The sequence below is a fragment of the Larkinella arboricola genome (genome assembly GCF_003259745.1).
GTDB lineage: Bacteria > Bacteroidota > Bacteroidia > Cytophagales > Spirosomataceae > Larkinella > Larkinella arboricola.
The window spans coordinates 779,186-793,285 of the sequence record NZ_QLMC01000002.1 but is presented as its reverse complement, the minus strand read 5'-3'; the positions used below and the strand labels follow the sequence as shown (position 1 = coordinate 793,285).

Here is a 14,100-nt window from a genome sequence, read left to right as displayed (position 1 = left end):
AAAAATGACGCTATTTACGGTTTTAGCCATTATTTACTGACTTTTAAACACGCACAGGCTTTTTTTCGCACGTCCCAAAAAGCAGGAGCCGCCCGGCACAACCGGGCGGCTCCAATTCTTTTAATTTACCCGGGATCTAACGACACCGCCGGGCCAGTGAGGTTACTTGCCAACCGAAATCATGTTGGCAAACAGACGGTAGGCACCCGGCACACCCGCCGGCAACTCCCGGAAGAAAGACAGGCCGGTATACATAAAGTGTCCTTTTCCGTACTGGCAGTACAGTAAACTTCCTTCCTTCGGGGCTTCGTTGGTATCGTGGGCCGAAAAGATGGGTTGGTAGGCTTTGTCCCACTCCTGCGCAAAATAAAGTCCCCGCTCCTGAATCCAGCCATTAAAGTCCTGATCCGTAATTTTATTAGGCGCATTGAGCAATGGGTGCTGGGGCTTCAGGAAGGTCATTTTGGCGTCCTCCTCCGCTACACGGTCCCGGCCTACGGTGAACGGGTACGGCCCCATCTGACTCACTTTCAATCCGTTCTGAATAAACGAACTACCGGGTGTCACATACTGCACAATCATGCGTCCGCCGTTTTTGACGTAATCCATCAATTTGCTCTGGTAATACCGCAGCCAGTCTTCCGTGTTGTACGCCCGCACCCCCACCACAATGGCATCGAATCCGGCCAGTCCGGCGTTGATTTCGCGGGGGCCGAGGGGCGTTACCGTACACCCGATCTGTTGCAGAGCCGCCGGAATTTCGTCGCCAGCCCCGGCAATGTACCCGATGTTTTTGCTCTTTACTTTAATATCCAGCTTGACCAACCTGGCTTCGGCCGCCGGAAAGACCGTCTGCGTCGGAATGTGCTTATAGGCAATAACGCGCAGGCTGCTGACGTACGTGGCCTGGCTCGCCGGTGCTTCGCTGACCATGACGCGCAGTTTACCTTCGCTGTACGCAGCCGACGGAAACACCCGGAACGATAGGCGAACCTCCTGCGATTTTTGCTTGAAGTCATACGGTATCTGAGCCGGTTCGACCCGCCAGCCCGCCGGAACCTCCAGTTTCAGTGATCCCGAAACGCCCGACCGCCCCGCCCGGACCACCACATCGACGGTCTTGGGCGTATTGTCGGCAAAAACGTAAACCCGTTCGGCCAGGTTGGCCATCACGGCGGGCTGAACCACAAAAGGTCGGTAGATTTCGCCATCCACCGGATCGGTTTCCTTGTAGCTCCAGCCCCGGCTGAAGGTAAATTTTTCCCCGCCGATGTCAAATGTATACTGCGTGGTAAAAGCGGGCGGGTTTTCGGGCAGACCGATCAAGGTCTGGTCATTCACCTGAAACAAGCCTTTACTGACGGGCTTCTCCAGCCAGTACGGCTGGGTAATGGGCTGATTCGCCGGAATCGAAACCGTCGTTGTAAACTGCGCCACATCGTTGGGTTTCAGGATCAGGTTGGTCACGGTATCTTTCTCCACACCCGGCATATGCAAACCGATCAGTTTAACCGGGAGGTCGGACCGGTTAACGGCCGTGCTGGTCACCTGAATCCGGTCGCCCGGGGCAACCGCGTATTCCATCGGATTGGATTCAAACCACAACCCCAGGCACTGCTGAATCAGGATTTCAACTTCCAGCCGTTTGGCCTTCACATACGTATTGCTGGCATCCAGTTGATTCAACGCCTTATAAAGCTGCACCAGCACCGGCACGGAAGCCGCCGGTTCGTCGGGTTTGAAGGTCGTGATGGCCTGATTAACCAGTTGCTGCACTTTCTCGCTGCCCGAAACCCGTTTCCAGCTCAGATCAATACCGTCGAACGGATCGCTGGGGGCGGTATCTCCCCCCTTCAGCAACAGGTAATCAATTTTAACACCCCGGTTGGGCGTTGCGCCAAACCCCTGGCTTTTGTGCTGGCTACGGCTTTCGGCGGCCAGTTCTCCGTACGATTTACCGAATAAGGGGTTATACAAACCGGTTTCAACGGCAATCACCCCGGCTTCGTCGGGCCGCTTGTTGCTCATGAACGCGCCGGGAATAAACACATTCCAGAAGATGCGCCGGGGTTGCCAGGGCTTCACAAACGCAAGTTGGTCAGGGTATTTGGTGGGGTCATTGGCAATTTTGAAGGCTTCTTCGGCCAGGTAGCCCGACGCGCTGTGGTGGCCGTGTCCGGCGCGGGGGTCGGGCGGAAACCGCGTAATGATCACATCCGGCTGATACTTGCGAATCATCCAGACCACATCACCCAGCACCTGATCGCGTCCCCAGGTTTTCACGGCTTCGTCCGTCGATTTGGAAAAGCCAAAGTCATAGGCCCGGCTAAAAAACTGCTCGGGTCCGTCGATGCGCCGGGCGGCCAGCAATTCCTGCGTCCGGATGACGCCGATATATTCGCCCTGCTCCGGCCCGATCAGGTTCTGGCCCCCATCCCCCCGCGTCAGGGCCAGATAACCGGTTCGGAGCTTTCGCTCGTTGGCCAGATAAGTCAGCATCTGGGTATTTTCGTCATCCGGATGGGCGGCTACGTACAGCACCGTACCCACCACATTCAGTTTTTTCAGTCCTTGCAGAATGGTCCCGGATGCGGCTGGTTTATTCTGCCCCGAGCAAACCGTCTGGACACCCAGGAAACTCAGTATAAGATGAAATGCATAAAAGCAACGCAGTAGAAGTTGGTTCGTCATCGGAAGGAAGTGTTCGCGTGATTAACAAAAATAGTCAGGTCAGGATACCCAATTTGTTTCGTAAACACCGGCTTTTAGCCAGATAGTTCTGTTTTTTTGACGCCATAAAAAAAGCAAAACATTTTCCCTAAAAAATCTAGCAAATCTACCGTGTTCATTTTCAAATGCTAGCAATCCGTTTATATTTGCGACGTTCCAAAAGTATAACCCTTCAATCATTCAGTATGAATTTTAGCATTTATCTTGTTCCCATTCTGGGTCTGATCGGCCTGGCGGTGATGTACACCAAATTCATGTGGGTCTCGCGCCAGGATCCTGGCAACGACCGGATGCAGGAAATTGCATCCTACATCGCCGACGGTGCCATCGCCTTTCTCAAAGCCGAGTGGCGCGTTCTCATTGTATTCGGTATTGTGGTGGCGCTGCTGCTGGGCTTTGCCGGTACGCTGGTTGAAAATTCCGACTGGCCGATCGGAATTGCCTTTGCCATCGGTGCGTTTACCTCGGCCCTGGCGGGTTACATCGGCATGAAAATCGCCACCAAAGCCAACGTCCGCACCGCCCAGGCCGGTCGGACCAGCCTGACCCGCGCGCTGAATGTCTCCTTTACCGGCGGTTCGGTAATGGGTATCGGCGTAGCCAGTCTGGCCGTTATTGGGTTAAGTGTTCTTTTTATTCTCTTTCATTCTATTTACGTCGGCACCACCGGTGATGTGAACGGTATTCCGATGGAAAAAACGCTGGAAGTACTGGCTGGTTTTTCGCTGGGTGCCGAGTCGATTGCCCTGTTTGCCCGGGTTGGGGGCGGTATTTATACCAAAGCCGCTGACGTGGGTGCCGATTTGGTGGGGAAAGTGGAAGCCGGTATTCCGGAAGATGATCCGCGTAACCCCGCCACCATTGCCGACAACGTGGGCGATAACGTGGGTGATGTGGCCGGTATGGGTGCCGACCTGTTCGGGTCTTACGTGGCGACCATTCTGGCTACGATGGTGTTAGGCCGCGAAATCCGGATTCCGGAAGCCGACAATATTTTAGGCCACGCCCCCATCGTGTTGCCGATGCTCATCGCGGGTCTGGGCCTGATTTTCTCTATCGTTTCAACCTATTTTGTTCGGGTCAAAGACGATAAGGGCAACGTTCAGGCCGCGCTGAATATGGGGAACTGGGCTTCCATTCTACTGACCGTCATTGCTTCGTATTTTCTGGTTAACGCCGTTCTTCCTTCGGGAACGCTGGAAATCCGGGGGGTTGAATTCACCCGAATTGATGTCTTTTACGCCATTTTCACCGGTCTGGTGGTGGGTGCCCTGATGTCGATCATCACCGAATATTATACCGCTATGGGCCGCCGTCCGGTGATGACCATTGTGCGTCAGTCGTCGACCGGCCACGCAACCAACATCATCGGTGGGCTTTCCGTCGGGATGGAGTCAACGGTATTGCCAATCCTGACGCTGGCCGCCGGGATTTTCATTTCCTACAAATTTGCCGGTCTGTACGGTGTCGCCATTTCAGCGGCTGGAATGATGGCAACCACGGCCATGCAGCTCGCCATTGACGCCTTCGGACCGATTGCCGATAACGCGGGCGGGATTGCCGAAATGAGCGAACTGCCCGAGGAAGTACGCGGACGGACGGACATTCTGGATGCTGTGGGCAACACCACTGCGGCTACGGGTAAAGGCTTTGCCATTGCTTCGGCGGCCCTGACGTCGCTGGCGCTGCTGGCCGCATTTGTGGGTGTTTCGGGCATTACGGGGATTGATATTTACAAAGCCGACGTACTTTCGGGCTTGTTTGTGGGCGGTATGATTCCGTTTATTTTCTCGTCGCTGGCGATTGCTGCGGTGGGGCGGGCGGCCATGAAAATGGTGGAAGAAGTTCGGCGTCAGTTTCGCGAAATACCGGGCATTCTGGAAGGAACCGGCAAACCGGAATACGAAAAATGCGTCGCCATTTCCACCCAGGCTTCGATTCGGGAAATGATTCTGCCGGGGGCTATTGCGCTGATCTCTCCCGTGCTTGTCGGTTTTTTATTTGGACCGGAAGTACTGGGCGGTTTTCTGGCGGGCGTGACGGTTTCGGGCGTACTGATGGGTATTTTCCAGAGTAATGCCGGGGGGGCCTGGGACAACGCCAAAAAGTCGTTTGAGAAAGGTGTTGAAATCAACGGCCAAATCTATTATAAAAAATCAGAGCCGCACAAAGCCTCGGTAACGGGTGATACCGTCGGCGATCCGTTCAAGGATACGTCCGGTCCGTCGATGAACATCCTGATCAAGCTGATGTCCATTGTCTCGCTGGTTATTGCCCCGTATATCGCCGTACACTCCAACGAAACGGCGGGCTATGCGCAGGAAGGTGTGGTGGCTGAGGGCACAACCGACGGCGTTGATCTGGAGAAATCGACGGCGGCTGACAACGAAACGGTTTACACCCCCAACTTAGGTTCTTTTCAGGCTGTTAAGCTCACCAACGGGGTGGACCTGACGTTGCCCGAACGCGGGGTTGAAAACAAACTCCTGGCCTTTATTCAGGACGACAAGAAAGCCGTTGACAAGGAAACCTGGTTTGATTTCGACCGGCTGACCTTTGAAACCGGCAGCGCCACGCTGGTTTCTTCGTCGCAGGAGCAGTTGAAAAACATCGCGGAGATTCTGAAAGCGTATCCCGACGTAGAGATTAAACTGGGCGGCTATACCGATAATACGGGCAACCCGGCAGCCAACCAGAAACTGTCGGAAGCGCGGGCGACTTCGGTTCAGAACGAACTGGTAAAACTCGGTATTGATAAAGACCGGCTGGAAGCGGAAGGCTACGGTCAGGAGCACCCCGTGGCGTCGAACGACACGGAAGAAGGCCGGGCGCAAAACCGCCGGATTTCAATTCGGGTAACGGAAAAGTGATTTTTTAGACCAGAGAGGTTAGACCAGAGACAAAAGACCTGCACAGCTTCCTTTCTCTTTTGTCCTGAAAACAGAAAAACCCGTTCGTCTGAACGGGTTTTTCTGTTTAATCTATTAGCTGAATGACCGCAATTAAGCAGCCGTTTTACCCCGCATAGAGCGCGGAATTTCGATGCTGGCAATGGGAAGCAACGGACCGTCGAGGATCTCAACACCGTCCAACGTAACAGCACCCACTTTGATGGTTTTACCCAAATCCAGATCGGCGACATCCACATCCACGTAATCAGGAATGCGGTTTACCGCTCCGCGCAGTTTCAGTTTGCGAAGTTTCTGAATCAGTTTACCCCCTTTTTGCACACCCGGAGCCGTTCCAACGAAACGGATGGGTACTTCAACTTTGATATCTTTTCCTTCAACAATTTCCAGGAAATCCGCATGAAGCAGTTGGTCGTTGACCGGGTGGAACTGCGTATCCTGCAAAATCGCCGAGTATTCATCACCTTCGATGTTCAGCGTCACTTCGTACGCTTCGGGCGAAGTCAGCAACTGCCGGAACAAAATGGCCGGTGCATAAAAGTGAACCTGCGACTTACCGCCGTACAATACACCGGGGATATAGCCTTCGGCACGAAGAGCCTTCGACCCCGTCTTACCGAGATTCGCTCTGTTATACCCTACAATCTCGTGTTTTTTCATTTGATTTTAGAATTTTAGATGTTAGAAGAGAGATAAAGACTTGAAACAGTGAGTAAAAACAGCTTAACCGCATGTCTTTACTCTATTGTCTATCCTCTTTGTTCTCTCAGTACTTTATAAACAGTGAACTAATAGATTCGTGATCTCGAATGCGTCCGATGGCTTTGGCGAACAGATCCGCTACCGTCAGCACGCGTACTTTAGGGTTCGGCTGGCGCAGCGGCAGCGTGTCCGATACCACCAGTTCTTCCAATACCGAATTGGTAATATTTTCGTGGGCCTTACCCGACATAACCGGGTGCGTAGAAATGGCCCGCACCGATTTTGCTCCTTTTTCCAGAATGATTTCGGCCGCTTTGCACATGGTGCCGCCCGTATCAATCAGGTCATCAATCAGCACGACATTGGCGCCTTCCACGTCCCCGATGACCTGCATCGAGGCAATTTCATTGGCGCGTTTTCGGTGTTTGTCGCAGAGCACAATGTCGGCGTTGAAATGCTTGGCAAACGCCCGGGCCCGGGCCGCTCCGCCCACGTCCGGCGACGCAACCAGCAGGTTGTCCAGGTTCAGGCTCTGGATGTACGGTACAAAAACCGATGCTCCTTCCAGATGATCAACCGGGAAATCAAAGAATCCCTGAATCTGCCCCGCGTGCAGGTCAATCGTCATGAGCCGGTCCGCCCCGGCAGCCGCCAGCATGTTGGCCACCATCTTGGCCGCAATAGCCACGCGCGGTTTGTCCTTCCGATCCTGACGGGCATATCCGAAATACGGAATAACCACCGTTACGTAGTGGGCCGACGCCCGACGGGCTGCGTCGACCATCAGCAGCAATTCCATCAGGTTGTCAGCCGGCGGATTGGTTGACTGAATCAAAAATACGTCGCACCCCCGCACCGATTCTTCAAAACTTGGCGATAACTCGCCGTCGCTGAACCGTCGCAGGGTGTAACCGCCCAGATCCTTGCCGTACTGACGAGCTATTTTCTCTGCCAGATACGTTGATTGAGTGCCTGAAAAAATCTTAACCGTATTAAGGGATGCCATTCGGTGCCGAAAATTTCCGCAAAAATACGAATATTGTTCGACTCTTGTGAAGACTTGCCCTAAGTTTTCTGCAATTAGCTTTTCAATAAGACTTCTACTTTATTTTCTTGAACAATGTACAGAATTTTGCGTCTAGTGTGGGGCCGGGGCCAAGCTTTTTGACAGCTTCCTGTACAAAAAAACGCATCCAACCGCCATCAGAACCCCCACTCCGGCCCCGGCCAGCACGTCGAGCGGATAGTGTGCGCCCACATAAATCCGGCTGTAGGAAACCAGTAGTGCCCACAGAAAAATCCATTTCACCCACGCAAACCGTTGCCCAACCAGCAGCCACAACGCCATTGCCAGGGCAAACGTGTTGGCGGCATGGGACGACGCAAATCCGTAGGTTCCTCCGCATTCGAGCACGGGATGAATCAGCTTTTGCAGCGCCGGTTCGTGGCAGGGCCGCAGCCGCAGGGTCAACGGTTTCAGCACCGCCGAAGCCGTCTGATCACTCAGGGCAACGGCCGCCACCAGCGTCAGCACCAGACCGATGGCCTGCTTCCGGTATTGAAACCCGAGCCAGCCGATCAGCAGCGCATAAAACGGTATCCAGGTATTCCGCATCGTCGCCCACACCATCACTGTATCCAGCCAGGGCGCATACAGGCCGTTGAGCCAGAGAAACAGATCGGTATCGAGTTGGTTGAGGGTTTCCAATTTTGAATGAGTGAATGAGTGAATGATAGAATGACCGGGCCGGTGGCCCGGTCATTCTATCATTCACAATTAGTTATAGCCTAATTTCGTCCGGACGCGTTCGATGGTTTTGGAAGCCACGGCGCGGGCCTTTTCTTCGCCGATCCGGAGTTCTTTTTCCAGTTCGTTGTTGTTTTCCATGTAGAACGTAAACCGTTCGCGGGGACCGGAAAACTGGTCGATAATCAGTTCGTAGAGTTCCTTTTTGGCATGGCCATAGCCGTAACCGCCGTTGAGGTAGTTCTGGCGCATCGTATTGACCTGATCTTCGTTTGCCAGCAAGGCGTAGAGTTTGAACGTAATGTCGGTATCCGGATTTTTGGGTTCTTCCAGGGGCGTTGAGTCCGACACGATTTTCTTGATAACCTTGTAGAGATCGTTGGCGGGCTGGAAAATATCGATGTAGTTGTTGTACGACTTGCTCATTTTCTGGCCGTCGATGCCCGGAATGGTCATGATCCGCTCGTCGATCTTCGATTCCGGCAGCACAAAAATCTCTTCGCCTGCCTGGTTATTGACCGCGCTGGCCATATCCCGGGTCATCTCGACGTGCTGCTTCTGATCTTTCCCTACCGGCACAATGTCGGCATCGTACAGCAGGATGTCAGCCGCCATCAGGCACGGATAGGTAAACAAACCCGCATTCACGTCCGACAACCGTTCGGCTTTGTCCTTGAAGGAGTGGGCGTTGGCCAGCATCGGAAACGGCGTAAAGCAGTTCAGGTACCAGGCCAGTTCGGTATGCTCGGGCACGTGCGACTGCCGCCAGAACGTATTCTTTGTCGTATCCAGCCCGAACGCTAGCCAGGCCGATGCCACCGCCCGGATATACTCCCGACGCAGCGCCCCGTCCTTAATCGTGGTCAGCGAATGCAGGTCGGCAATAAAGAAAAAGGAATCATTGTCGGGTTGCTCTGAAAGTGTAATAGCGGGCTTAATGGCCCCCAGAATGTTTCCCAAATGCGGTCGCCCGCTGCTTTGAATACCGGTAAGAATGCGAGACATGTTTTTTTGAATGAGTGAATGATAGAATGATAGAATGACCGGCGGCCGGTGCGGTGAATAGTTGCCGCTGATAAACGCGTGATCTTCGATCCTATTCACTCATTCGCTCATTCACTCATTCACAATTAAACTTCGTGCAAACTTCGCTATTTCTGGTTAGCTTTGGAACAGTATGAAGACGAAAAACACGCCTAATTCACAGCTTACCGTTCAAACACTTGACTTTCTGCGCGATCTGGCCCAGAACAACAACCGGGAATGGTTTCAGGCCAACCGCCCCCGCTACGATGCCGCCAAAGCCGAATTCGAACACTTCGTTGGCCGGTTGTTGCAGGGAATCGAAACGTTTGAAAGCCTGCCCAATACGTCCGTAAAAGATTGCATTTTCCGGATCAACCGCGACATCCGGTTTTCCAAAGATAAAGCGCCGTACAAGAAACATTTCGCGGCTGCCGTGGGCCCGGGCGGACGCCATTCGGGCCGGATTGATTATTACCTGCACCTGCAACCCGACGGTGAATCGTTTCTGGGCGCGGGTATGTGGCAGCCCACGCCCGCGCATCTGGCCAAGTTTCGGCAGGAAGTAGACTACAACGTCGACGAACTGAAAGACATTATCGAAGCCCCCGAATTTCGCACCTATTTTCCGGAAATTTCGGGCGAAAGCATGAAAACCGCTCCCAAAGGCTATTCAGCCGACCACCCCGAAATCGACCTGCTGCGCCGGAAAGAACTGTTTTTTATGCACCGGTATTCGGATAAGGACGTACTCAAACCGGGCTTTGCCGACGAGGTGGTGAAAGGATGCCGCCTGATCAAACCGTACTGCGATTACCTGAATTACCTGTTTTACGACGAAAAGGACGAAACCATAAGCCTGTAACGGGAATCAAAACCCGATGGGTTCGTGTTCATTCAGTGAACCTTATAAAATCCCATCTGTTATGGCGACTATTGCTCTGCATGGTTTCGGGCGCATCGGACGGCAATTCCTGCGCATTGCGTTAAGTAAAAACCTTTTTGTACCGGTTTCAATTTCCGACATTCGTGATGAGGACACCCTGGCGGCTCTGTACGCCGTTGACACCAACTACGGCCGCTGGCACGAGCCGGTGTCGGGCACAGAAGGCAAACTAACCATCGGTGATCGGAACATTCTTTATATTAATTCGTCCAAAGAGATTCCGGACTGGGCCGCCCTGGGCGTCGATCTGGTGGTGGACTGTACGGGCCGGGCGACGGTTCGGGCGGGGGCGCAGGCTCACATCGACCGGGGCGCTAAATACGTGCTGATCAGCGCACCCAGCAAATCGCTGGCCGACTGCGACGCCGTGTTGCTGAAAGGAATCAACCTGGACACCTTCGATCCGGCCAGCCACCACATCATCAGCATGGGTAGCTGTACGACCAACGCCCTGGCCGCGCCGATCAAGGTGATTCTGGAAAATTTCGGCATCCAGTACGGTCTGTTTTCGACGGTTCACTCCTACACCAACACCCAGTCGCTGACCGACCAGCCGATGAAAGACCGGCGCGACTCGTGGGCCGCCACCGAAAACATCATTCCGTCGTCGTCAGGAGCCGCACGGGCTTTGCAGTTCATCTGGAAAGACCTCCAGATCACCGGAAAAGCGTACCGCGTACCGACCCGCACGGGCAGTATTGCCGAACTGAACCTGATTACGGAAAAAGACTGCACGGTGGAGGAAGTCAACAACGCGTTCCGCAAAGCCGCGAGCGAAGGCCCTCTGAAAGGCGTTATGGATGTGCTGGAAGGCGAATGGGCTTCTTCGCGCATTGTGGCCGATCCGCACACGTCGCTGATGGATTTACCTCTCACCACCAAACAAGGCAACCTGTTGTCGATTGCTTCCTGGTACGATAACGAGTGGGGTTTTGCCAACCGTCTGGCGGAAGTGGCCGCTTACCTGGCCGAACGGATTTGACGGTTTGGTATAACCGTTAGCGGCTCTGCGCCCAGACATCCTGATACCGTTCCGGATGCCGCTTGAACTGTGCGTGTACATACGGGCACAGGGGCACTACTTTCAACTGATGCTGGCGGGCGTACTCCACCATCGCGGTGAGCAGTTCGCCCGCTATTCCTTTTCCCTCTGCTTCCGGTACCACTTCGGTATGATACACGGTCAGGGCGGTATCCGATTTATCAAAAACCATCTCGGCAATGGTGCGTTCACCTTCGCGGATGTAAAACATTCCCTTCCCCTTGAGGAGCATTAACTGAACGGGTTCCATAACAAAATTATCTTTGCCTGAATAGCCGGATTCGTACCGGCCCAACGGTGCTCTCCAACAAGGTCACGATAAATTCCGTATTGCGCAACGGAGGGGCACAAGATTTTCCATTTAAACCCGCCCAAACGGCAATCCCTCACAGACGGTTTTCGGCTTCGCGTAGCAAAAAGTAAAAGGCCAGCACGTGAATGAGCTGAATGCTGACGGCGCCCCATTCTTCGCGCAGGGCGGAACCAAAAATCAGCGCTGCCATCGTCAGACCGCCCGCCAGACCGCCCCAGATCAGAAACCGCCCGCCCAGGAACAGCAAAATCCCGATGATCAGCTCGACAAACGGCAGCGTCAGGCCGAAGCCCCGGACCAGAAAATCCGGCAGGATGGTGGCCGAAAAATCGCCGACCATTTTATCGGCAAACTTCGTCAGTTTAGGAATGCGCACCAGACCGTGCATCGCCAGATCAACGCCCAGCCCGAGTTGCAGAATCAGAAAAGCAAATTGATTGTTATTCCGTGGAAAACTTCCTCTCGCCATTTTTTAAAAGTTTAGGGTATACGGTTCAGCGTTTACGAAACGAAAGCCGTTGGATGAAATCCGCCGTAAACGCTGAACCGCGCATTAATCACTGATTTACCATCTGACGGCCAGCTTGACACCGCCCGTCAGGTTCCGGCCCGGAGCCGCATTGTAATACCGTCCGCCAAAGGCGTTGAGGTCGTAGCCTAGGCTGTAGGTTTGATCCAGCAGGTTATCCCCGCTGAGGAACGCTTCCAGCGTCCAGCGGTTGGCCAGTGTTTTCCGGTAGCCAATGGTGGCATTCAGCATACGGGCTACGTCGGATTTGACGGTATTGGCATCGTCCAGCGGAAACTGGTCGATAAACTGATGCGTCAGGTGCGCGTACAGGCCCACTTTCGTTTCGGCGTCCAAACCCGTTACGACCACCGTTGGCGGAACGCCCGTTACCCGGTTGCCCGACACATTCACATCGCCCTGCTGGTAATTCCGGAACCGGTAGTTGGTCAGCGTCGTGCTGTTCCAGAGTCGAACGGTTTGCCAGAACTGGTCCGGTTTCGGGACAACAAATTGATACGACACCTGGGCTTCCAGTCCTTTCTGATTGGTGGCTCCGGCATTGATGAAATATTCGGCTCCGCTTTCTACCGACCGCCGGACAATCGTTTGCCGCAGCCGGAACTGGTAGGCCGTCAGGTCAAACTGGAACCGGCTCAACCGCCCGCGCACACCGGCTTCCAGGTTGGTACCGCGCTCGGGTTCCAGCGTCGGATTGAACGTTCCCTCCGAAGGCCGTACCTCCTGAATCGTCGGCGTGGAGTAACCGGTGCTGACGCTGGCAAAAGCCGACACGTTCTCCCCCAGTTTCTTCAACAGAGCCACACGGGGCAGCCAGACCGGCTCAAAACCGCGCGGCTGGGCCACGACCGGCTGCACCGAAAACCGGGTAAACTGGTAGGCCACTTCGTTGCGGCTGATTCCGGCGGTAGCAATGATGCCCAACGGCAGGGTGGCTTCGAGCTGAGCAAAAATAACCGATTGCGTGGCCCGGAGTTCGTCGTCGGCCTGTAGCGTGTCGGGTTGTCCGGCACGGTTTCCGTAGTTGCGGTTCACCGTAAAATTGTTCTGCCATTCGCCCCCGAAAACGAGTTTGGTCGGTACGCCCGCTTCAATCATCTGCCAGCGCGTAACGGTTCGCCCGCCGATTCCCTGATCTGCCCGCTTTTCGTAGTTGGTAATGAACGGGTTGGCAAAATCGGTTAACGAGCCGTAGACAACGGTGGTGTTCTCGATCCGGTCGTTCCAGCGGTATTGGTGCGAGAAGCCCAGATAACCGGTTTTCTGGTAAATGGCCGCCCGCTGATCAACGCTACCCGGCGAAACCCGCGTGGCCGGACGAGCCTGCCGCCGATTGGCCAGGTACTGCGCCTGGGTCAGACCGCCCGGCGTCTGATACATCAGATCGGAATACAGACCGATAATGGAAATCGTCTGTTTGGGGTTGACGGCGAACGTCGCGTTGAGGTTCAGGTTGTCGCGGTACATCCGGCTGTTTTCGCGGTAGCCGCCAGACTGCAAATGGCCGTAACTGAGCGAAATCGCTGCGTTATTTTTACCGGTCTGGATCGTATAGGTCTGCCCGGCCAAACCGTACGACCCCATTGTTACACCAACTTCCGCGCGGCTGGCCTGCTGACCGGTCGAGCTGCTTTGTCCGCCCAGCAATACCGTACCGCCGGTTCCGGCGCCGTACAAACTTCCTGAAGGGCCCTTGATGACTTCGACCCGACCCACCGAGCGCACATCCAACGCATTCAGGTACGTGGTTCCGCCCGCGTCGGTCAGCGGCAGTTCGTTCCAGTAGATTTTAACATTGCGGACCCCAAACGGCGAGCGAATCAGACTGCCCCGGATGGAAAGCCGGTAGCTGCCCGGCGACCGTTCGTCCATGCGTACCCCGGGCAGGGTGTTGAAGGCGGGAACCAGGGTTGGCTGACCAAAACGCTGGTTAAGATCTCTGACATTCAATGTGTTGATGGAGGCTGCCGTTTCCATCAGGGAACGATTGGTTTCGTACCCCCTCACCGTCACCTCCGCCAGCTGAACCGTATCGGTTTCCAGACGGCTGGGTTGGGGTTGCTGAGCGGCTACGGCAATGGGAAATAGTAATAAAACGGAAAGGGATTTATTCATATCAATACGGACTACTTGGGTTTTTTACAAAGCTAACGCGTCCA

At 54.4% G+C, this 14,100-nt stretch carries 11 protein-coding genes; 3 read left to right on the top strand and 8 right to left on the bottom strand.

Annotated features, from left to right (window positions below; all coding sequences use genetic code 11):
• Positions 1 to 162 precede the first annotated feature (162 nt).
• Positions 163 to 2,691: a PIG-L family deacetylase gene (locus tag LX87_RS10400; protein WP_111628132.1), complete on the bottom strand. Its 2,529-nt coding sequence runs from the start codon at positions 2,689 to 2,691 to the stop codon at positions 163 to 165.
• A 224-nt stretch (positions 2,692 to 2,915) separates the two neighbouring features.
• On the opposite strand from LX87_RS10400, the gene LX87_RS10395 reads away from it, so the two are divergent.
• A complete protein-coding gene (locus LX87_RS10395; RefSeq protein ID WP_111628131.1) occupies positions 2,916 to 5,600 on the top strand; it encodes a sodium-translocating pyrophosphatase in 2,685 nt (894 codons plus the stop codon).
• Between the two features lie 132 nt (positions 5,601 to 5,732).
• On the opposite strand, the gene LX87_RS10390 is transcribed toward LX87_RS10395, so the two are convergent.
• The 4 genes from LX87_RS10390 to trpS form a co-directional block, all read right to left on the bottom strand.
• Positions 5,733 to 6,299 (bottom strand): 50S ribosomal protein L25/general stress protein Ctc, encoded by a 567-nt coding sequence (locus tag LX87_RS10390; protein WP_111628130.1) that lies wholly within the window; start codon positions 6,297 to 6,299, stop codon positions 5,733 to 5,735.
• A 106-nt stretch (positions 6,300 to 6,405) separates the two neighbouring features.
• A complete protein-coding gene (locus LX87_RS10385; protein ID WP_111628129.1) occupies positions 6,406 to 7,347 on the bottom strand; it encodes a ribose-phosphate pyrophosphokinase in 942 nt (313 codons plus the stop codon).
• A gap of 132 nt (positions 7,348 to 7,479) precedes the next feature.
• The gene (locus LX87_RS10380) at positions 7,480 to 8,049 is read right to left on the bottom strand and encodes a phosphatase PAP2 family protein (RefSeq protein WP_229310615.1); all 570 of its coding nucleotides are present in this window, start codon (positions 8,047 to 8,049) and stop codon (positions 7,480 to 7,482) included.
• Positions 8,050 to 8,118: 69 nt separating this feature from the next.
• A complete protein-coding gene (trpS, locus tag LX87_RS10375) occupies positions 8,119 to 9,093 on the bottom strand; it encodes a tryptophan--tRNA ligase (protein WP_111628128.1) in 975 nt (324 codons plus the stop codon).
• 172 nt (positions 9,094 to 9,265) lie between these two features.
• Here trpS and LX87_RS10370 point away from each other — a divergent pair, with 172 nt between their 5' ends.
• A complete protein-coding gene (locus LX87_RS10370) occupies positions 9,266 to 9,976 on the top strand; it encodes a DUF2461 domain-containing protein (RefSeq protein WP_111628127.1) in 711 nt (236 codons plus the stop codon).
• A gap of 61 nt (positions 9,977 to 10,037) precedes the next feature.
• A complete protein-coding gene (locus LX87_RS10365) occupies positions 10,038 to 11,039 on the top strand; it encodes a type I glyceraldehyde-3-phosphate dehydrogenase (RefSeq protein WP_111628126.1) in 1,002 nt (333 codons plus the stop codon).
• 16 nt (positions 11,040 to 11,055) lie between these two features.
• Here LX87_RS10365 and LX87_RS10360 read toward each other — a convergent pair whose 3' ends face one another.
• From LX87_RS10360 to LX87_RS10350, 3 genes are all read right to left on the bottom strand, one after another.
• Positions 11,056 to 11,349, bottom strand: a complete 294-nt coding sequence (locus LX87_RS10360; protein ID WP_111628358.1) for a GNAT family N-acetyltransferase — start codon at positions 11,347 to 11,349, stop codon at positions 11,056 to 11,058.
• Positions 11,350 to 11,485: 136 nt separating this feature from the next.
• Positions 11,486 to 11,881, bottom strand: coding sequence for a DoxX family protein (locus LX87_RS10355; protein WP_111628125.1), 396 nt, complete (start codon positions 11,879 to 11,881; stop codon positions 11,486 to 11,488).
• A gap of 96 nt (positions 11,882 to 11,977) precedes the next feature.
• Entirely contained in the window at positions 11,978 to 14,056 is a 2,079-nt protein-coding gene (locus LX87_RS10350; RefSeq protein WP_111628124.1) for a TonB-dependent receptor, read from the bottom strand.
• Positions 14,057 to 14,100: the final 44 nt, after the last annotated feature.